Here is a 20,565-nt window from a genome sequence, read left to right on the forward strand (position 1 = left end):
AATTTCGTGGCTCATTTACGGTTTATGAATATTTTACTGATAGGATCAGGCGGGCGTGAACACGCACTGGCCTGGAAATTAACACAAAGCAAGGATTGTGATCAACTCTTTATAGCCCCCGGAAATGCGGGTACTTCGGGCTGCGGTACCAACCTGAACATCGGGGTCTCCGATTTCGAAGGACTGAAAGCCGCCTGCCTGGAACACCAGGTCGGTTTGGTAGTGGTGGGGCCGGAAGAACCACTGGTGAAAGGAATTGTAGACTTTTTTAAAGCCGATGGTGCACTGGCACATATCCCCGTAATCGGTCCTGCGGCCTACGGCGCGCAACTGGAAGGCAGCAAGGCTTTCGCAAAAGCATTCATGCAGCGGCACAACATTCCCACGGCAGCCTATGCTGAATTTACAGCGGATAATTATGCGGAAGGAGTGGCTTATTTAGAACAACACGACCTGCCCATCGTATTAAAAGCCGATGGACTTGCCGCCGGCAAAGGCGTACTGATCTGCCAGAGCAGAGAAGAAGCCATTGCGGAATTCGAGCAGATGATTCAACATGCGAAATTCGGTTCCGCGAGCGCGAAAGTGGTGGTGGAAGCTTTTTTAGATGGGATCGAACTGAGTGTTTTCGCCCTTACTGATGGTAAGAACTACGTGCTGTTGCCCGAAGCGAAAGATTACAAACGCATCGGCGAAGGCGATTCCGGGTTAAATACCGGGGGCATGGGCGCGGTATCTCCCGTACCATTCGCGGATGCCGCATTTATGAAGATGGTGGAAGAACGTATCGTGAAACCCACTATCGACGGGTTCTACAAAGAGAATATCGACTATACCGGGTTCGTATTCTTCGGGCTGATTAAAGTGAAGGGCGAGCCTTTCGTGATCGAATACAACTGCCGGATGGGCGATCCCGAAACAGAAGTGGTGATGCCCAGGCTGAAAACCGATCTCGTTACCTTGCTGGTATCAGCCGCTAAAAAAGAACTGGACCAGGTAAAAGTGGAAGCCGATGCACGCTTTGCCGTTACGACCATGGCCGTGAGCGGAGGTTATCCCGGGGATTATGGCAAGGGTTTTGTTATATCGGGGCACGATGCAAACCTTCCCGAAGAAGCAGTGCTTTTCCATGCAGGCACTACGGAAAAAAACGGATCCGTGGTTACGGCTGGCGGAAGGGTACTCGCACTTACGGCTTACGGCAACACCGTAAAAGAAGCGGCTGAACTTTCAAGATCGTTCCTCGGCAAAGTAGTGTTCGAAGGAATGTATTTCAGAAAAGACATCGGTTACGAATTCTAAACAATTAGGTGAATGGTTTCATTGGGCTGAAACCCTTGTAAACACACGGGTTTCACAATACTTGTATAAAACCTGGAAACAACAACCTGTAAAATTGTATATTCGAATAATTTGCATCAATTTTGCAACATCCTTTCTAACCATCAGATTCCGAAAAAATGGGATTATTTAACTTCCTGACACAGGAAATTGCCATGGATCTGGGTACCGCGAATACCCTCATCATACATAACGACGAGATTGTAGTGAACGAACCTTCGATTGTAGCGCTCGACCGCAACAATCCGAAGTCGGTGCTGGCTGTGGGTAAACGCGCATTGATGATGCACGAAAAAACGCACGAGAGCATCCGCACCGTGCGCCCGTTGAAAGACGGGGTGATCGCCGATTTTAACGCCGCTGAACTCATGATACGGGAAATGATCAAAATGATCTATCCCAAAAAACCGCTCTTCCCCCCAAGCTGGCGGATGATGATCTGCATCCCCTCCAGCATTACGGAAGTAGAAAAAAGGGCCGTGCGCGACAGTGCCGAACAGGCTGGCGCCAAAGAAGTTTACCTGATCCACGAACCCATGGCCGCCGCACTGGGTATCGGGATTGACGTGGAAGAACCCGTGGGCAACATGATCATCGACATTGGTGGCGGTACCACCGGTATTACCGTGATTGCCCTGGCCGGTATCGTTTGCGACCAGAGTATACGCATCGCCGGTGATGAATTCACCGCCGATATCATGGAAGCGCTTCGCCGCTACCATAGCCTGCTCATCGGGGAAAGAACCGCTGAGCAGATCAAGATACAGATCGGCGCTGCCATGAAGGACCTCGATAACCCACCCGATGACCTTCCCGTAAACGGACGCGACCTGGTGACCGGCATTCCGAAACAAATCATGGTCTCTTTCCAGGAAATCGCCGAGGCCCTCGACAAAAGCATCTTCAAAATAGAAGAAGCCATCCTGAAAGCGCTGGAAACCACTCCGCCCGAACTCGCGGCGGATATCTATAGAAGAGGTTTGTACCTCACAGGTGGCGGTGCCCTGCTCCGTGGCCTCGACAAGCGCCTCAGCCAAAAAATCAAACTGCCCGTTCACGTAGCCGACGATCCGCTGAAAAGCGTGGTGCGCGGTACCGGACTGGCCCTCAAACACTACGATAAGTACCCATTTGTTATGCGATAATTTTGAACGTTGAATGCCGGATGTTGAACTGAACTTCATCCCAAATTCAAAATTCAGAATTCAAAATATAAAGAAACCGTGCGCAACATTTTCCTCTTCATCAGAAGATATGCCATCTTCCTCTTCTTCCTGGTGTTGCAGGTTGTGTCGCTTTCTTTACTTTTCTCCTACAATAAGTTTCACCAGGCCACTTTCATGGGGATATCCAATGAAGTGAGCGGGAAACTCAATTCCGAGTACAACGATGTGGAGTTGTATTTCAAACTCAAGCAAAAGAACAAGGAACTGCTGGAAGAGAACAACCGGCTCCGCAATCAGTTGTCCGTGAACTACGGGAAAAGAGATACTTCCGTCCAGGTGATCAGTGATACCGTCCGGATCGATAGTACCGGGTTCTACCGGAAATTCCTTTCGCTGCCCGCTCAGGTAATCGACAATTCCACCTCGCGCCAGAGCAATTACCTGATGATAGACCGTGGGGCCAACCAGGGCATCAAAAAAGACATGGGCATCGTTTCCGCGTCGGGTGTAGTAGGGAAGGTGGTAGATGTGAGTGGCAATTACGCCGTTGTGATGAGCTTGTTGCACCGCCAGAACCGGATCAGCGCCAGCGTAAAGAAAACAGGAGAAACCGGTTCTGTAGAGTGGGATGGTAAAAACCCGCTGTTTATTACCATGAAAGAAATTCCCAAAAGCGTGCAATTAAAGAAAGGAGATAGTGTGGTTACCAGCCGTTATTCCGATCATTTCCCCCCCGACATACTGGTAGGTACGGTGGAAGAAATCACTTCCGAACCGGCCAGCAACTTCCATACTGTTAAATTGAGAACAGCCAATAATTTTTTCAACGTTCAATACGTCTATGCGATAGAGAACCTTGAAAAAGGCGAACTGCAACAATTAAAGCAGGCAACCAGGAACCAATGAGTGAACTTCTGAAAAATATCATCCGTTACGTGGTGTTCCTGTTGGTGCAGGTATTCGTGCTGAACAATATTCCACCGCTGCACCAGTTTGTGGTCCCTTATCTTTATTTTCTTTTCATATTATGGTTGCCCTTCCATATCAACCGTTTCGCGTTGTTGCTGATCGGTTTCCTGTTTGGACTGAGCATGGACGCGTTCACCAAAACGCCTGGTCTGCATGCCGCGGCCTGCATACTCATCGCTTATGTCAGGCCCTTCATCATTAACCTGCTTACCTCCCGTGATACCGCTGAATTCAATTATGTGTCTCCTTCCGCTAAAAGTATGGGTTGGGCGCCTTATGCCACCTACGCCCTCGTGCTTACGCTGATGCACCATACCTGGATGGTATTGCTGGAATGGATGCAGTTCGGAACTTTTCTGTATTTTATTGGAAAAGTAGCGGCCACCACCGGCATCAGTTTCCTGATGATCATGCTGGTGGAAATGCTGTTTCCAAGAAAACAAAGGTTCCGTACCAATACCGCATAACTTACTTCGCACTGAAATAAACCTGTTCGCAGCATGTCTGTATTCAATCAATCTAGGAGTAATGTGGTCCGGGTGATCTTCCTGGCCATGTTCCTCATCATCGTGGTACGGCTCTTCACCCTCCAGGTGCTTACGAGTAAGTACCAGAAGCTGGCGGAAGACAATGCGCTGCTGATTAAGACTGTTTACCCCGACCGCGGTATCATATACGACCGCAACGGGAAAGCCATTCTCAACAATTCACGGGCCTATGACCTGATGATTACCCCGGCGCAACTGAAGAACCCTGATACCCTTACGCTTTGCCGGTTACTCGGCATAGATACGGCGGAATTCAAACAAAGGGTGATCACGGCGGTGCTGAAGAACGGCAGGTACCGCCCATCGGTGTTCCAGGGGCTGCTTTCCCCGGAACAATACGCAGGTATCAACGAGAACATCTGGAAGTTCACGGGGTTCGACCTGCTGCAACGTCCCATCCGGCAGTACCCGTACAATGTGGGCGCGCATATTTTCGGTTACGTGGGTGAAGTGGATTCCGCGGCCATCAGGCGTTCCAACTATTTCTACCGCATGGGTGATTATATCGGGAAATCCGGACTGGAAAACACCTACGAATCTGTATTAATGGGCCAGCGTGGGGTGGAAGTGCTCATCAAAGACAACAGGAACAGGATACAGGGATCATACGAGAACAAACGCTATGATACCCAAGCGGTGGCAGGAAGAAACCTCCGCACCTACCTTGACGTTGACCTCCAGGTGATGGCGGAAAAAATGATCGCCAACAAAGTTGGAGCCGTAGTGGCCATTGAACCGAAAACCGGTGGTATCCTCGCCATGGCCTCCGGCCCCACATTCGATCCCAACATGCTTACGGGCAGCGATGGTAAGAAGAACCTCAACAGGATGTTGCTGGACGTGGCCGCGCCACTGATGAACCGGGGAATCAAAGGGCAATATCCTCCGGGATCTACATTTAAGCCGCTCCAGGCATTAGTGGCATTGGATGAAGGCATCATCACCCCGGCCTTCGGCTACCCATGTTCAGGAAGATATTATGCCTGCGGACATGGCAAACCCGCCTGTACCCACAGCAATGCCGGGCACGCCGCCAACCTGCGACTCGCCATCGCCAACTCTTGTAACTCTTATTTCTCGCATATCTACAGGATGAGTGTTGATAATCCGGCGCTCGGAGGTGTGAAGAACGGCTACCACAAATGGGCCGAATACATGGACCACATGGGCCTTGGACATACCCTGGGCGTGGACCTGCCCAGTGAAGACAAAGGCAATATACCAGATACCGCCAAGTACAACGCTACTTACCGCGGTGCCTGGAACTCCTGCACCAACCTCACATTGGGCATCGGCCAGGATATGATGACGGCAACGCCGTTGCAACTCGCCAACGCGATGTGCATCATCGCAAACAAAGGATATTATTACATCCCGCATATTGTTGAAAAAATTGAAGGGGAAACCGAGGCCGATACATTGCTGAATAAATACAGGGTAAAACAAACGCCCCTCGTAAACCTTTCCAACGATACATATGAAGCGGTAATGGATGGTATGCAGGACGTGGTAATCAGCGGTACAGCTATTTCTGCCGCAATCCCAGGCATCAATATCTGCGCGAAAACAGGTACGGCACAGAACAGAAGGTACATCGACGGAAAAGTAGTAGAACTGAAAGACAACGCGGTGTTCGTTTGCTTTGCGCCCCGCGAGGATCCGAAAATCGCCATTGCCGTAGTCGTGGAGAATGCCGGTTATGGCGGAACCTGGGGTGGCCCCATCGCCTCCATTATGATGGAGAAATACCTGAACGATACCCTTCGTCCGGAGCGGATCAAAAAAATGGAAGAAGTGGCCAGCGCCAACCTGATGCCCTGGTACCTGAAAAGACTTCAGTTCAAGGCTGACTCTGTTCGTGCATACAAGTGGCTCGAAGCGTACAAAGACAGTTCCATGCTGAAAAGGTTCTTCGAGAACAACCGGGTGAAAACCGATTCCACCAAAAAGCCTGAAACCCCGAAGAAAGAAGGTGGCCAAACGTTTACCAACAGGATCGTTTTCCTGAAGCCTGATGAAAAATACTATTCTTCCAAAACCCTATCCGCATAAATTATGAAGAACCCCGGTATATCAAAAGGAGTTGATTGGGTGGTGATCTGGATATACGTGTTCCTGGTGGTGATCGGGATCATGAGCATCTTCGCGAACGAATACCGTGATGGCGAAGACTGGGTGCAAGGGCTGCTGTCGTTTAAAACGGATTACAGCAAACAGTTCTTTTACTTCGGTGTATCGCTGGTGCTGGCCACCTTCATACTGGTAACAGACAGCAAATTCTTTACGGCTACCGCGAACATATTTTATGCCTTCGGGATATTCCTGATGTTGCTGGTATTCCCCTTCCATACGGAAGTAAAAGGAACGGAATCGATCATTCGTTTCGGAGGAGGCTTTCAGTTGCAGCCCGCGGAACTGTGTAAAGTGTTCGCGAACCTGGCCCTGGCCAAATACCTTTCCCGGGTGGAAACGGATTTCACGAAAACAAAGTCGCAACTGATTGCGGCCGCTATTGCCCTGGTGCCCGCCATCCTCAGTATCGCGCAAAAAGAAACGGGTCTGGCCCTGGTCTATTTTTCATTCTTTCTCGTGATGTACCGGGAAGGCCTACCTATCACCGTATTGCTCATTGGCTCTTCCCTGGGCATCCTTGTGGTGGCTACCCTGTTGCTGGACCCCAATACCCTCGCCATCGCATTAACCATACTGGCTGTTCTGGCGGCCTATCTTATGCGCCGACAGATCAGGCGGCGGAAGTCGTTGCTGGTCTCCATTGCCCTGATATGGCTGGTGGCCGTAGGCATACAGCGTTTCGGTGTGCCCTTCCTGTTCACCAAAGTATTCGCCAAACACCAGGTGGAACGCATTTTCGACCTCGTGGGCCGGGAGAACCCTTATGCCGCCAATACGCCGGAAGAGATCGCGGCCAGCCTGAATAAAAAGAAGCCGGAAGAGAACTACAATGTTCGTCAATCCAAAATCGCCATCGGCTCCGGCGGATGGATCGGGAAAGGCTACCTGAAAGGCACACAGACCCGCTACGATTTTGTGCCCGAACAACGAACGGATTTTATTTTTTGTACGATAGGTGAAGGATTCGGCTTCGTGGGCAGTGTGCTGTTCCTCGGCATCTACACCTTCCTGTTGCTCCGCATCGTGATGATCGCGGAACGCCAACGCAGTACTTTCTCACGCGTATACGCTTATGGTGTGGCCAGCATCTTTTTCGCCCATATCGCCATTAACATCTGTATGACCATCGGGCTTGCTCCGGTAATCGGTATCCCATTGCCTTTCGTGAGCTACGGCGGTACTTCGCTGCTGAGTTTCTCGGTGCTGCTGTTCATCATGATCCGGCTTGATGCGGACAGGCAGATGGTGTTGCGGTAGGTTTTTTTCACGCAACTGCTTTACTGCTTCGTTTCTCGCAGTGCGCAGCGCAAAGGAGCAAGGACGCAAAGCCTTGTTTGTTTGCAGCGGGTTGATATTTCAAGCACTTATTTGTTCACTGAAGACATAAGTGTTGAATATTGGCGCCAATTGCCTGATAAAAGGCTAAAAAGCCTTAACCGCTCCTTGCGTCCTTGCACCCTTGCGTTGCGAAGTGCGCAGCACAAAGCAATTGCGTGAACTACACTAAACGCTATCTTCGCACCGAACAAACATGCTCCCATGAAAATCATCCCGCTTTCGGAAGGCTCTTTCTCCATCGATCAAACCAAGCAATTCGTTCCTTTCAACAAAGAAAACGATGATATCCAGCAGCGGCCCACCGGCAGCTTACTGGTAGAGGTACAGCCGTTCGTGGTGATCACTTCCGAAGACATCCTCCTGCTGGATGCGGGATTGGGCTTCGCAACTGAAAACGGCGTATTACAACTCCATAAAAACCTGATGGACAACGGCATCAACCCATCGGAAATCACGAAAGTGCTGATGAGCCACCTGCACAAAGACCATGCGGGTGGTGTTTCACAAAAGAATGAAACCACCGGCGAAAGAACATTATCCTTTCCCAACGCCACTTATTATGTGCAACGTGCTGAAATGGATTTCGCCTTCTCCAAAGGGTTGCCCTCATTCATCCCCGAAGAACTTGCGCCACTTCAACAGGCACCAAACGTTCAGATACTGGAGGGCGATGGCGTTTTAAACGGATACATCAAATACGAAATAACGGGGGGACATTCTCCCTACCACCAAGTGTTCACGATTGTAGATGGCGGCGAAACAGTATTCTTTGGTGGAGACGAAGCGCCGCAACTGGGGCAGATGAAAAAGAAGTATATCGCTAAATACGATTATGACGGTAAAAAAGCGATGGAATTACGGCAGGAATGGTGGGAAAAAGGCCAGGAAGCAGGATGGCATTTCCTGTTTTACCATGATGTGAAAACACCGGTTTGGGGTGGGTGAAAGCGCTTTATTTACCAGCAAATACGTTTAGTGGATATGAATTCACATACAATCAACTCTTCCTCTGTTTCTATGAATACGACAGTATATTTTCTTTTATAGGAGATGCACTTAAATCCCAGCAGTGCTCTTTCCGGTTCCCGGCATAAAGCATAGGATTTTCTTGAATCGGAAAGTTTTAAGAAAAAATCATATGCATCATCAACAAATTTTTCCGCGGTAGCCACCAGACCTTTTGATTCCGTGAACCAGGCAATTTCGGCGAGGCTATCTGCAACGGATTGTTTGATGATTACTTTTCTGCCGCCGCCCATTTGTGAATCAACTTTTTACTATGTAATCGCGCTTGCTCAATCGTAAGTGTTTTCTCTGGCTTTATTTTAAGCGCTGCTTTTTTTTGTAAAGCCGTATAGTTCTTGATGGGAACAAATACATACTTCTTATTGTCAATAATCACTTCATTCATGGTATTCGAATTGTAGCTGTAAATTACAATAATCTTTGTACCGGACGCATTACAAAAAAAGAGGCCTGCCCTGAAAAGAGCCGGCCGTTGCTAACCTATGAAAAACACCTAGTTTAAATAAGGTGAAAATAGCTTTACCTGAGGTTATTCTTTCTGTTGTTCTGCCGTTCCAACCTGCGTTCCTGGATCTCTTTCTGCACGTAACGGTTGAATTCTTTTTCTTCCGTGAAAACCTTATTGGCTTTTTCTTTGCCCAATACCTTTGAAAACTCCTCCCTGTACTTCTTCCTAACGCCAACCACTTTTTCTTCAAAGGCGATTTCATCGTCCTGGTTCTTCATTTCCTGCCTTGTTTTCCGGATTTCCGCTTCGTAATTGTTGTATACCGGCCAGAACTTTTGCGCTTCTTCGGGAGAGAGGTCCAGTTTTCTGGTGAGAAAAGCAATCTTCAGGGCTTGCACCCTTCCAGCCGGATTTTGCGCCAACGATACAGTCGTGAAACCAAGGAAAACCAATGCAAGTAATAATATTTTTTTCATCTGATTGTATTTTTTTTAAGACTCTGCCGAAAATTTAGAAGATATCTAATGAAGGCTTCCTTCCTTTAGATATTGTTCCTTCACATACTTTTCAAGTTCTTCGGTGGAATAGTCTGTAAGCATCGCCTGAATGTCCTGGTCAGAAATTCCTGTTGGTTCAGCCTCTTTGGTTGTCGGGTCCGTGGGGGTGAGCGCTTCGGCGTATTTGGAAAGCTCTTCATCTGAAACCTGGCTGAAAGCTACTGCCGGAGCGGCCCCGGTAATTTCCTCGTTACCGATGAACCGCCATACGGCGATGCCCATTACAGCTACGATGCACGCGGCCGCGAGCCAGCGCAAACGCTTCGGAAACAATTGCACCACTTTTCCCGGTTGCTGCTCCTCCTGTTTCACCCTGGCCAGGAGGGTTTGCGGAAGTTCCTCAAAATACCCTACGGGTACCTGCTGTGGCATCGAAGGGCTTTTTTCCCATAACGGCGCTTCCTCCAGCCCAACGATGGCGGCCATCGTTGTGGGGAGTTCATCGAAATATCCTTCGGGCACACGGTAGGTGGGTACCCGTGGGATATCGGCCACCAACTGGCTGATGCTCAATAATTCATTGTGTATTTGCTCGTTCATCTCATTCATTAAGACCCTTGTATCAAAGAAAAGTTTAATGATTCTTTATGAAATCCTCTATTTTTTTGACCGCGTGGTGGTACGATGCTTTCAGTGCGCCTTCGGAAGTTTCCAGTACACGGCTCATTTCTTCGTAAGGCATTTCATCATAATAGCGCAGCGAAAATACGATCCGTTGTTTTTCAGGCAGTTGCTGGATGGCCAATTGCAGTTTCCATTCCAGTTGTTTCGGATCGAAAAATGGGTCGGCCTTCACCTTATTGCTCATCGTTTCCACCTGCTCATCAAGGGATGCCGTGCTTTTTTTCTTTTGTTGTTCGAGAAAGCTAAGGCATTCGTTTGTGGCCACGCGGTACAACCAGGTGTACAGTTGCGCATCTTCCCTGAAATTCGCCAGGCCGTTCCAAACCCGGATAAATGTATTCTGCAATACATCATTCGCGTCTTCATGTTCTACAACCATCCTCCGGATATGCCAATACAGCTTCTGTTGGTACTTCCGGATAATGGCCGTGTAAGCGCCTTCCTTTGTGGCGGGTTCCCGGAATTGGATGAGTAAAAGCCTGTCGTCGTCGTTCAACGCCATTCGGTGCGATTTGCGGGGAAGATAGGGATTTTGAGGAATTTCTGGCGGTGTTTTACATGTCCTGATTTGGGTGGTTGCATCGACTTCGGTGCAGTGTTTTTCTTTTCAGGGGAATTTGTGGCGTTAAAAATGCGGCAAAGCCTTGCCTGGCGAGGGGTTGGGGGAGAAGCGGGTCTCCGGAGCCGGTTTGGAACCGGTGCCACCGACGTTGTTTTCCGGCGGCTTCCACGGTGTAACAGGGTTACTTGCGTTGGTGTTTACACCGTAACGTTTGCGTATGAAGGTTGAAAAAAAAGAGGTGCCGCATTTACTGCAACACCTCTTTAAATATTAATCTTATGGCTATGCCCTCTTTTTTAAAGAAGGCCATCCGCCATAAACTATCCTTTTCTTTTGATCGCTTTCTCCGCCGCTTCCACGATGAAAGGCGTATCCAGACCGTACTTCTTCAGGAGTTCAGTAGGTGTACCGCTTTCCCCGAAGGTATCGTTGGTACCGATGTATTCGATGGGGATGGGGAGGTTTTTCGCAGCTACCTGTGCGATGCTGTCGCCCAGACCACCAATAATATTGTGCTCTTCCACGGTTACCGCGCATTTGGTTTTGCTGATGGATTTCAGCACGGCTTCCGTATCCAGCGGTTTGATGGTGTGGATGTTGATCACTTCCACGCTATAGCCTTTTTCTTCGAGTTGCAGGCCGGCTTCAATGGCTTTCCATACCATGTGGCCGCAGGCGAAGATGGAAACGTCGGTTCCTTCTGAAAGCACCTGTGCTTTACCGATTTCGAATGGCATATCAGTAGTGAAGATGGGCCAGGAGGGGCGACCGAAACGCAGGTAAACGGGGCCTTCGTAATCCGCTACGGCGATGGTGGCCGCTTTGGTTTGCGCATAATCACAGGGAACGATCACGGTCATACCGGGAAGCATCTTCATCATGCCGATGTCTTCCAGGATCTGGTGGGTAGCGCCGTCTTCGCCGAGGGTAAGTCCGGCGTGGGAAGCGCATATTTTCACGTTCTTACCGGAATAGGCCACGGATTGACGGATCTGGTCATACACGCGTCCGGTAGAGAAGTTGGCGAAAGTAGTGGTGAAGGGAATTTTTCCGCCGATGGTAAGTCCTGCGGCGATACCGATCATGTTGGCTTCGGCGATACCTACCTGGATAAAACGGTCGGGATTTTCCTTGATGAATTGCTGGAGTTTCATGGAACCCGCGAGATCGGCGGTGAGCGCCACCACGTTGGGGTTGGTGCGTCCCAACTCGGCGATACCGTCTCCGAAACCACTGCGGGTATCCTTGTTACCAATTGATTTGATTGATTGTAGCATGATGTTTTGTTTTGAAAAACTATAAAAATAGCAAACTTAGTTCAACCCTGCGTGCTGGTTGGAATAGAAACTTTCGTCGGCTTTCAGCTTCTGTTCCCATTTCCAGGCGGTGGACATCATATCATCGATATTGTATTTGATGTCCCAGCCCAGGGTCTTAACGGCGTATTCGTTGTTGGCGTAAATGGCCATCACATCACCGGGACGACGGGGTCCCACCATATAGTTCAGTTTTTCACCCGATACTTTTTCAAAAGCCTTGATGGCTTCGAGCACGGTTACGCCTACGCCTGTGCCGAGGTTGAATACTTCACATCTTTTATCAGATTTGCCGGCGATCAGGAAGTCTACCGCGAGGGTATGGGCGCGGGAAATGTCGCAAACATGGATGTAATCGCGGAGGCAGGAGCCGTCGCGGGTGTCGTAATCGCCGCCGAATACCTGTACCTGCGGCAGTTTACCGATGGCGGTCTGGGTAATCACGGGCACCAGGTTGCTGGGTTTACCCAGCGGAAGTTCTCCGATCAGCGCGGAAGGGTGTGCGCCTACCGGGTTGAAGTAACGGAGCAACACACATTGCGTATTCACCGCTTTAGAGAATTCGTTGATGATCTGCTCACCCATTTGTTTGGTATAACCGTAAGGCGATTCCGCCGGTTTAGGTGGTGTTGCTTCGGTAACCGGAATCTTATCAGGACTTCCATACACGGTGCAGGAAGAAGAGAATACGAAATAAGGCACATTGAATTCCTGCACGCATTTCAGCAGGTTGATCAGCGAAGTGAGGTTGTTCTCGAAATACATCAGCGGTTGCTCCACCGATTCGCCCACGGCTTTGTAGGCGGCGAAGTGGATGATTCCCGCAATGTCTTCATTCTCCTGGAAAATAGCCCTGGTGTCATCGAAATTGCAAAGGTCCACTTTGTAATTCTTGATGCCCCTGCCCACGATTTTTTCAGCGCCCTCAAGGATGCGCATGGTGGAACGGGAGTTGTTGTCTACGGAGATAACGTCGTAACCATGTTCAATCAGGTCTACTATAGTGTGGGCTCCTATATAACCGCAGCCCCCGGTAACTAAAATCTTAGGCATATATATTATGTTGGTAATTTTTATATCAGCTCCATCAAATATTTTCCATAACCGCTTTTCATCAGTGGTTTAGCGATCTCTTCCAGTTTCTCTTTCCCGATAAATCCTTTGCGGTAGGCGATCTCTTCAATGCAGGCGATCTTGATGCCCTGGCGTTGCTCGATCACCTGCACGAATTGTGAGGCCTGCATTAGCGAATCGAAAGTGCCGGTATCCAGCCAGGCGGTACCACGGTCCATTACGGAAACGCGGAGCTTGCCTCTTTTCAGGTATTCTTTGTTCACGTCGGTGATTTCATATTCCCCGCGCGGTGAGGGCTGAAGGTTTTTGGCGATCTCAATTACATCATTGTCGTAGAAATAAAGTCCGGGAACGGCGTAATTGCTTTTGGGCTGAAGGGGCTTTTCTTCAATGGACACCACTTTATTGTCCGCGTCAAATTCCACCACACCATACCTTTCGGGGTCGCTCACGTGGTAGGCGTATACGATACCGCCATCCGGGGTGGTATTCTTTTCCAGTTGCTGGCCCAGGCCCACACCGTGGAAGATGTTATCGCCGAGTACCAGCGCCACATTGTCTTTCCCGATAAAGGATTCGCCGATCACGAAAGCCTGTGCCAGTCCGTTGGGAACGGCCTGTTCGGCATAAGACAAGGAAAGTCCGATCTGTTCCCCTGTGCCCAGCAGTTTTTTAAACAGTGGAAGATCCTGTGGCGTGGATATAATCAGAATTTCGCGGATACCTGCCATCATCAGGGTGGAAAGCGGGTAATAGATCATGGGTTTATCGTACACCGGCATGATCTGCTTGCTGATGGCATAGGTGATGGGGTGCAAACGGGTTCCGGATCCTCCGGCGAGAATAATTCCCTTCATGAATGATTTTTTATGATCGCAACCGGCTCAACGGGTTTTTTCAGGCAAGCCGTGGTTGCGGGGTTGTTGGATAAGTTTCCAAAATAACAACATAATTCACTAAAAAAAGAACCCGCAACGGGATTCATTGCGGGTTTTTATCATACAAACGGTTGTCCGTTTATTTAAAGAGTGTTACAATGTAATATACCAGGGCCGCCAGCAGGGCACTTACCGGTATCGTGAGTATCCAGGCCCAGAGCAGGTTGATGGTGACCCCCCAGCGCACGGCCGATACCCTTTTGGTAAGTCCGACCCCGATGATGGAACCGGTAATGGTATGTGTGGTACTTACCGGGATACCCAGTTTTTCGGTGATGAACAGCGTGAAGGCTCCCGCGGTTTCGGCGCTTACGCCTTCCAGTGGTGTTACTTTGGTGATGCGGGTTCCCATGGTTTTAACGATCTTCCAGCCGCCCATCATGGTACCCAGGCCGATGGCTGTGTAACATACAATGGGTACCCAGGTGGGAATATGGGCGATTTTGGCTTTCCCCGTAGCGGCATCCACTGTTTGCTCCACAAGCGCCCAGTGTGGAATTTCACCGCCTGCCGCTGTTACCTGTGTGGCATACACCAGGAGCGCAGCGGAAATAATGCCCATTACCTTTTGGGAGTCGTTACCGCCGTGACCAATACTGAACAACGCCGAAGAAACAAGTTGTAATCGCTTGAACCATTTATCGGCCCGATAGGGATTTGATTTCCGGCAGATGTTCACGATAATGATGGTAATAATATAGGCCATGATCATCCCTACAAAAGGCGCGATGAAGATGAAGGCGAAAATCTGCAATATTTTATCCTGGGCCACCACGGTAAAGCTGCCGGCGTGCGCGATGGCGGCGCCCGCGAATCCACCGATAAGCGTATGCGAGGAACTGGAGGGAATGCCGAACCACCAGGTAAGCAGGTTCCAGCTGATGGCGGCAATGAGCCCGGCGAAAATCACTTCCAGGTTGATGCTGCTGTTCTTCACGGTTTTCGCCACGGTATCGGCCACGTTCAGGTCGAAGATAAAGTAGGCCACTACGTTGAAGAAAGCGGCCCAAACCACCGCCTGGAAAGGTGTGAGTACTTTGGTGGAAACGATGGTGGCTATGGAGTTGGCCGCGTCGTGAAACCCGTTGATGAGGTCGAAGATCACGGCCAGGATGATGATAATGATGAGGAAGGAGAGCATAAATAGTATTTTGGATTCTGGATGTTGGATTTTGAATTAGAAGCAACTGTTCATCCAACATTCAAAATTCAACATTCAAAATTTCCTACGCGTATTTGATAATAATGGATTCGATCACGTTTGCGGCGTCTTCGCATTTATCGGTCACGGTTTCCATTGCCTGGTAAATCTCTCTTTTCTTGATCACTTCTTTGGCGTCGGGTTCCATTTCGAAGAGGCGGTCGATGCTGAGGTCGAAGATATCATCGGCCTGGTTCTCGATGCTGTTCACTTTCACGAGCGCGTCGGTGATCTGGCGCATGTTCTTCATGTTGCGCAGTTCTACCAGTGCCATGTGAATCTGTTTGGCGCCCTGTTCAATAAGGTCGGCCATTTTCTGGATACCCTGGTCGTTGGGGTTAACTTTATAGAAGTTGATCTTTTTCGCGGAAGAATAAATGTAATCGGCGATATCGTCCAGCGCGGAGGCGAGGTAGTGGATGTCTTCCCGGTCGAAAGGGGTGATGAAGTTGCGCCCGAGTTCAGTGAAGATTTTATGGGTGAAATCGTCGTTGATGTGTTCCATATCTTCTATCTGGGAGATGAGGGCGGCTCTTTTATCGAAGGAGGGTTCTGAAACAACATCTTTGAGGACCACACCCATTTTTTCCACGTTCTCACCAACCTGTTCAAAGAGGGAGTAGAATACCTTGTCTTTCGGCATGAAGAACTTCATAATTGAATTCAGGGCCATATAGCTAAAAATTTGGTGCGAAATTAGAATTACTAACCCTGTAACCCTTGCGGGATGGGAGAGTTAATAATTCCTTAACATTGGAAACATGAAGTTAACAAAGAACCGGTGTAAGTAGGCGGTGTTTTGTTAATTGACTGTTTTTGAATGAGTTAATGATTTGATAATACTGAATGCTGTGAAACAGCAGCAAACCCGTACTCGAAAGTGCGTTTTGTGTTATGGCTTAACATTGGGTTAATATTCACTTCATAATTCGGTAACACTGCGTTAACAAGGAGGTAACATTCGGTTGGTTCTTTTGCACCACAAATTGACTGTATGCAATCTTCTTCTTTACTCAAACCGTTTCTCTCTCTCTTTTTCATAATGTGTTTCGGCATTCTGAATGCGCAGCAGCCAACCCGTTTAAGCGGAAAAATCATCAACGCGAAAAATGAAGCCATAGCCGGTGCCACCGTTGAAGTAGTGGGGGTGGGTAAATCACAGGCCGCAAACGTGGAAGGACGCTTCAGCATCGCATTAGAGCCAGGTAAGAAATATACGCTCATCGTATCCAATGTTGGGTACGACACGAAGATGCTGGAAGATGTGGAAGTGAAAGCCGGTACGGACAATGATATCCAGATTGTACTGGAAGTGAGCAACGCCACACTTTCAGAAGTGGTGGTGAAAACATCCGTTAAGAAAGAAAGTACAAGCGCCCTGATTAATTTTCAACGCAACAACACGGCTGTTTCAAGTGGTGTGGCCGCGGATTTTATTAAGAAAACCCCTGACCGTAACACCGGTGAGGTGCTCAAAAGGGTAAGCGGCGCCAGCATTCAGGATAATAAATATGTGGTGGTGCGCGGACTGGGCGATCGTTACAATGCCGCCATCATCAATGGTGCGCAGATGCCAAGCTCTGAACCCGACCGTAAGACTTTCTCTTTCGATATCATTCCGTCTTCTGTAATCGACAATATTGTAATCAACAAAACCGCTACGCCAGATCTTCCCGGAGAATTTGCCGGGGGATTGGTACAAGTGACCACAAAAGACGTTCCTACGAGAAACTTTCTGAACGTAGGCGTGAGTTTCGGATATAACACTAATTCCACTTTCAGGGATTTTGTAAGCAACGAACGTGGAAAATATGACTGGATAGGTTTTGACGATGGAAGAAGAGATCTGCCCAAAGGATTTCCTTCATCGGCCCAGGAATACAGGGCTTTGGGCAATGAGGTTGGGGGCACACAAAAGCAGTTGGACCTCACCAGAAGTTTCCGTAACGATGTTTACAGGCAGGATAATTCCAGAACAGCGCCTATTCAAACCTACCAGATCGCGTATGGCGCCGGAAAGCGCCTGAAGAACGACGCGCAGATTGGCGCGGTGTTCTCCCTGATTTACCGCAACGCGAAAATGTTGTACGATGTGGAGCGCGCGCAGTATGAGCAGGCAGGTAACGCGATCTTTAACTATGTGGATGAACAGAACAGGTACAGCACTACCGTGGGTGCCATGGCCAACATCGCTTACGTGAAAGGTCGTCATAAGTTTGCTTTCAAGAACCTGTACAACCGCTTTTTTGAAGACAATTATTATACAAGGTCAGGCGTAAACAACAACAGGTTGCAGGATATCCGGTTGTGGTCCTCGTTCCTTAACCAGAGAAGTTTGTACAGCACCCAACTGGAAGGCGAACATCAGCTCACCAACAGCGGAATCAAGTTCAAATGGAACGGTAACTACGCGCTGAATATGAAACAACAGCCTGATCTCCGCACCTCTTTGTATGTGAATCCGATTGGTGGTGCCGACAGGTTTGAAGTGGATCCCGATGATACGCGCCGCTTCTTCTCCCAGTTACAGGACCACAGTGCAGGTGCAGGTGGTTATTTCACCGTGCCTTTTAACCTGCTCGGTGAAAAGCAGACTTTCAAAGCCGGAGGTTCAGTGTTGCTTCGTTTCCGTGACTTTAAATCCAGGATATTCCGGTATGTTCCTTTCTCCGGATCTAATTTCAATACCGACCTGAATTTCCTTCCCTACGATAAGATTTTTGAACCCCAGAATATTAGTGAATCAGGCTTCGTGCTGGATGAGTTCACCAACAATGAAGACAAATACTTTGGTATCTCTGCCCTGGATGCGGGTTATGCCATGTTCGATACAAAATTTTCAGACCGTGTGCGCCTTGTATGGGGACTTCGCGTAGAGTTCTTTGAACAATTCCTCCGTACGAAAGACCGTTCCGCTGAGCAGGTAGTGATCAACAATGAGCAATGGGATGTATTGCCCTCCGCCAACTTAACTTTCTCCATTAACAGAGATAACAACATACGGGCTTCAATTTCTAAAACAGTATCCCGCCCTGAATTCAGGGAAATCGCACCATTCCAGTTCTACGATTACGAATCCAACTATGGCGTTTCAGGCGCGCCTTCTCTTGAAAGCGCGGATATCTACAATGCCGACCTTCGTTACGAGTGGTACCCTGCACCCGGAGAGGCCCTCACTTTAGGAGGCTTCTACAAGAGATTCGTGAAGCCGATTGAGTTCCGCCTTGACCCCGGAAGCAACGCCGACAGAAGGTTGTACTTCTACCAGAACGCGAAAGACGCCGATACTTATGGTATTGAATTTGAACTCCGCAAAAACTTTAGTTTCCTTAACCCCAACAGTGATTTCTTCCAGAACCTCGCCTTCTTCGGCAACCTGACCTATATCTTCTCGCAAGTGAGATTCTCTGACCAGGTACTTGGAAAGGATGTTTCTGCTGACCGTCCGATCCAGGGACAATCTCCTTACCTGATCAACGGAGGCTTCCAGTATTCCGCTGATAAAAGCGGACTGTCGGCAAGCTTACTCTACAACAGGGTGGGACAACGCCTTTCACTTGTGGGAAACAATTCTTTGGGCTTCCCGGATATTTATGAAAATCCCCGCGATCTGATCGACTTCCAACTCGCGAAAAAGGTAGCCAACAAAAGAGGAGAAATTAAACTCACTATTTCAGACATTCTCAACCAAAAGATCATGCTGTACGAGAATGTGGATACCGATAAAATCTATAAGAAAGGAACCGACCGCGTGTTCAGTTCCTTCACCCCCGGCAGCACCATCACACTTGGATTCACCTACGATTTCAGCCTCTAAATTTTATAAAACCAATCAAAGACTTTCAAACCAGAATAAACATGAAAAAAGTTTTCTTAGCAGCGGTAGCAGGCATGTTTGCGCTTACTTCCTGCGTAAAGGTGGAGTTTAACGAGAACAACGGCTCAGGTGGTGGAACTTCTACCGATGATCCTAACGTTACCAAAATTCTTACAGGTACTTACGACAGGAGCATTACCCTGGCGAAAGGAACCTATACACTGAAAGGATATGTATATGTGAACAATGGCGCCGTGGTAACCATCGCTCCGGGTTCTATCATCAAAAGTGATATCACTGAAAAAGGAGCCCTTATTGTTGAAAGAGGTTCACGCCTTATCGCAGATGGTTCTCCCACCGAGCCCATCATCTTTACTTCAGGAAAAGCTTCCGGTCAGCGCCAGCCTGGCGACTGGGGTGGAATTATCCTGCTGGGTAAAGCAACTACTAACCGGCCCACTTCTCCCGCACCTATTATCGAAGGTGGTGTAAACCGTCCTTATGGCGGAACTGAAGCTGAAGACAATTCTGGTATCCTCCGTTATGTGCGCATTGAATTCGCGGGGATCGCCGCAGAACCCGGATCTGAGATCAATGGTCTTACTTTGGGTGGCGTAGGTTCTAAAACCATCATCGAAAATGTACAGGTTTCTTATGGAAACGATGATGCGTATGAGTTCTTCGGCGGAACAGTAAACTGTAAGAACCTGGTTGCTTTCGCAACAGCGGATGATGATTTCGATTTCGATTTCGGTTACACCGGAAAAATCCAGTTCGCGGTGTCACTGCGCGACAAATTCGCGGATACCGACGCCGCCAATGGCATTGAAGCGGATAACGATGGTAGCGGTACTGCTGCAACGCCTTTCACCCGTCCTGTTCTTTCTAACTTCACCTTCATCGGACCATACGATACCACAGGATCGGCGGCTACACACAACTATTCCAACAGATGGAGACGCGCTGTTCGCTTTGCCGTGCACAACTCTATCCTGTTAGGTCATAGGAAAGGTGGTTTTTCCATCGAGTCCGCTGCAACATGGAACGCTTTTTACACCGATAATAATTCTTCTTTCAAGAACAATATCATCGCGGTTTATGCAAACCCTGTGTTGGCCGATTCCTCTGCTTCCCGTGCATTTACCGGTGCAAAATATGGCGCTAACCCATTAAGCAGTTCCGACCGTTCTGCCATGATCGCTGAAACTGTGGCTGCAATGCGCACGAAAGTAGAAGGCGAGGGTAATACCATTCTTGCTAAACGCGAAGATGTAATGCTGACCAGCCCCTTCATGCTGAATGCACCGAACTTTATTCCTGCTTCAGGTTCCCCTGCATTGTCTGGAGCCAGCTTTACAGGACTTGATGCTTACTTCAGCGCAACAACTTACCGCGGCGCGTTCGGCACCACCAACTGGCTTACCGGTTGGGCAAGCTTTACACCGCAGACCAATAACTACTAAAATCTGCTTTTATATTCGTTCGTAGCAATATCAGAGTAAAGAGT

19 protein-coding genes are annotated in these 20,565 nt (G+C 48.8%); 9 read left to right on the forward strand and 10 right to left on the reverse strand.

The features are described 5' to 3' along the window. The first annotated feature begins 24 nt into the window (after positions 1-24). From purD to M4J38_RS13820, 7 genes are all read left to right on the forward strand, one after another. Positions 25-1,302, forward strand: a complete 1,278-nt coding sequence (gene purD / locus M4J38_RS13790; protein ID WP_251760203.1) for a phosphoribosylamine--glycine ligase — start codon at positions 25-27, stop codon at positions 1,300-1,302. A 158-nt stretch (positions 1,303-1,460) separates the two neighbouring features. Further along, a complete protein-coding gene (locus M4J38_RS13795; protein WP_251760204.1) occupies positions 1,461-2,486 on the forward strand; it encodes a rod shape-determining protein in 1,026 nt (341 codons plus the stop codon). A 78-nt stretch (positions 2,487-2,564) separates the two neighbouring features. After that, positions 2,565-3,413 carry a rod shape-determining protein MreC gene (gene mreC / locus M4J38_RS13800; RefSeq protein ID WP_251760205.1) on the forward strand — a complete coding sequence of 283 codons (849 nt, stop codon included), beginning with the start codon at positions 2,565-2,567 and terminating at the stop codon, positions 3,411-3,413. Next, positions 3,410-3,943 (forward strand): rod shape-determining protein MreD, encoded by a 534-nt coding sequence (locus tag M4J38_RS13805; RefSeq protein ID WP_251760206.1) that lies wholly within the window; start codon positions 3,410-3,412, stop codon positions 3,941-3,943. The genes mreC and M4J38_RS13805 overlap by 4 nt, the downstream gene beginning before the upstream one ends. Positions 3,944-3,976: 33 nt before the next feature. Then, positions 3,977-6,076: a penicillin-binding protein 2 gene (mrdA, locus tag M4J38_RS13810; RefSeq protein ID WP_251760207.1), complete on the forward strand. Its 2,100-nt coding sequence runs from the start codon at positions 3,977-3,979 to the stop codon at positions 6,074-6,076. A gap of 3 nt (positions 6,077-6,079) precedes the next feature. After that, on the forward strand, positions 6,080-7,414 hold the full coding sequence (rodA, locus tag M4J38_RS13815; protein WP_251760208.1) for a rod shape-determining protein RodA: 1,335 nt from the start codon (positions 6,080-6,082) through the stop codon (positions 7,412-7,414). A 282-nt stretch (positions 7,415-7,696) separates the two neighbouring features. Beyond that, positions 7,697-8,440 carry an MBL fold metallo-hydrolase gene (locus M4J38_RS13820; RefSeq protein ID WP_251760210.1) on the forward strand — a complete coding sequence of 248 codons (744 nt, stop codon included), beginning with the start codon at positions 7,697-7,699 and terminating at the stop codon, positions 8,438-8,440. Between the two features lie 11 nt (positions 8,441-8,451). Here the strand turns inward: M4J38_RS13820 and M4J38_RS13825 are convergent, their stop codons facing one another. From M4J38_RS13825 to M4J38_RS13870, 10 genes are all read right to left on the reverse strand, one after another. Next, positions 8,452-8,754 carry a hypothetical protein gene (locus M4J38_RS13825; protein ID WP_251760211.1) on the reverse strand — a complete coding sequence of 101 codons (303 nt, stop codon included), beginning with the start codon at positions 8,752-8,754 and terminating at the stop codon, positions 8,452-8,454. Next, entirely contained in the window at positions 8,733-8,906 is a 174-nt protein-coding gene (locus M4J38_RS13830; protein WP_251760212.1) for a hypothetical protein, read from the reverse strand. The genes M4J38_RS13825 and M4J38_RS13830 overlap by 22 nt, the downstream gene beginning before the upstream one ends. Before the next feature lie 134 nt (positions 8,907-9,040). Next, entirely contained in the window at positions 9,041-9,445 is a 405-nt protein-coding gene (locus M4J38_RS13835; RefSeq protein ID WP_251760213.1) for a hypothetical protein, read from the reverse strand. A gap of 45 nt (positions 9,446-9,490) precedes the next feature. Further along, positions 9,491-10,066, reverse strand: coding sequence for a hypothetical protein (locus M4J38_RS13840; RefSeq protein ID WP_251760214.1), 576 nt, complete (start codon positions 10,064-10,066; stop codon positions 9,491-9,493). Positions 10,067-10,100: 34 nt separating this feature from the next. Beyond that, positions 10,101-10,652: an RNA polymerase sigma factor gene (locus M4J38_RS13845; protein WP_251760215.1), complete on the reverse strand. Its 552-nt coding sequence runs from the start codon at positions 10,650-10,652 to the stop codon at positions 10,101-10,103. A gap of 380 nt (positions 10,653-11,032) precedes the next feature. Further along, positions 11,033-11,989 (reverse strand): transketolase family protein, encoded by a 957-nt coding sequence (locus M4J38_RS13850; RefSeq protein WP_251760216.1) that lies wholly within the window; start codon positions 11,987-11,989, stop codon positions 11,033-11,035. A 36-nt stretch (positions 11,990-12,025) separates the two neighbouring features. Next, on the reverse strand, positions 12,026-13,081 hold the full coding sequence (galE, locus tag M4J38_RS13855) for a UDP-glucose 4-epimerase GalE (protein WP_251760217.1): 1,056 nt from the start codon (positions 13,079-13,081) through the stop codon (positions 12,026-12,028). Between the two features lie 20 nt (positions 13,082-13,101). After that, on the reverse strand, positions 13,102-13,959 hold the full coding sequence (gene rfbA / locus M4J38_RS13860) for a glucose-1-phosphate thymidylyltransferase RfbA (RefSeq protein ID WP_251760218.1): 858 nt from the start codon (positions 13,957-13,959) through the stop codon (positions 13,102-13,104). A 160-nt stretch (positions 13,960-14,119) separates the two neighbouring features. Then, complete coding sequence (locus tag M4J38_RS13865) at positions 14,120-15,181, reverse strand: inorganic phosphate transporter (RefSeq protein ID WP_251760220.1); 1,062 nt, start codon at positions 15,179-15,181, stop codon at positions 14,120-14,122. A gap of 85 nt (positions 15,182-15,266) precedes the next feature. Beyond that, on the reverse strand, positions 15,267-15,914 hold the full coding sequence (locus tag M4J38_RS13870) for a DUF47 domain-containing protein (RefSeq protein ID WP_251760221.1): 648 nt from the start codon (positions 15,912-15,914) through the stop codon (positions 15,267-15,269). 321 nt (positions 15,915-16,235) lie between these two features. Between M4J38_RS13870 and M4J38_RS13875 the strand changes: the two genes are divergently transcribed. Both M4J38_RS13875 and M4J38_RS13880 read left to right on the forward strand, forming a co-directional pair. Further along, positions 16,236-19,058, forward strand: coding sequence for a TonB-dependent receptor (locus M4J38_RS13875; RefSeq protein WP_251760222.1), 2,823 nt, complete (start codon positions 16,236-16,238; stop codon positions 19,056-19,058). A 41-nt stretch (positions 19,059-19,099) separates the two neighbouring features. Continuing rightward, positions 19,100-20,521: a hypothetical protein gene (locus M4J38_RS13880; RefSeq protein ID WP_251760223.1), complete on the forward strand. Its 1,422-nt coding sequence runs from the start codon at positions 19,100-19,102 to the stop codon at positions 20,519-20,521. The last annotated feature ends 44 nt before the right edge of the window (positions 20,522-20,565 follow it).

Origin of the sequence: Parasegetibacter sp. NRK P23 (assembly GCF_023721715.1) — a bacterium.
Lineage (GTDB): Bacteria > Bacteroidota > Bacteroidia > Chitinophagales > Chitinophagaceae > Parasegetibacter.